Here is a 659-nt window from a genome sequence, read left to right on the forward strand (position 1 = left end):
TAAACAACGTTTATAGTGGTTTTTCGGTTTGAGACTTATGATACAGCCCCTTTTTATTACAAATATTACGAATGCGTATTATTCATTATTTTTACACAATGATATGATATGCTTTGTAAGTGAAGTCAACCGAATTAATAAAGGAGGATCCATAATGAGACACAAAGCAATCAAGACAAGCCTATTGTCTATTTCAATGTCAGTATTAGCTACAGTAGCAGTTACTCAAATAGATAACTTACCAAGTGTTTATGCCCAAGAAAGTAATTATGCAATCGGTAGTTATACGGTACAGGCCGGCGACGGAGTTTATCGTATCGCGGTTAATCATGGAATGACTATGGATGAGTTGAAGGAATTAAATGGTTTAACTAGCAACCTAATCCATCCAGGAGATGTACTGAAGGTATGGGTGAAGAATGCTCATTCAGTTGTAGAAAATCAGGCAGATATTAAAGAGGAGACAACAGAAACACCTACAACAAAAACAGAAACAAGTCCGACAATTAATCAAAATGTTTCTACTAATCAACCAGCAGTATTTGTATCTCATGCAAAAACTTACACCGTACGTTCAGGCGATTGGTTAGCTAGAATAGCTGACATGCATGGGATTACGGTTGCGCAATTGAAGTCTTGGAATAATCTAAGAAGTGACT

The 659-nt window shown here is 36.4% G+C and carries 1 protein-coding gene; it reads left to right on the forward strand.

The window, feature by feature from the left end:
* Nucleotides 1–154: 154 nt before the first annotated feature.
* A partial coding sequence (locus tag ACQV2S_RS08845; RefSeq protein ID WP_428885413.1) for a LysM peptidoglycan-binding domain-containing protein occupies nt 155–659 on the forward strand: 505 nt, incomplete at its 3' end.

The sequence above is a fragment of the Facklamia sp. P13064 genome, from assembly GCF_050409425.1.
GTDB lineage: Bacteria > Bacillota > Bacilli > Lactobacillales > Aerococcaceae > Facklamia.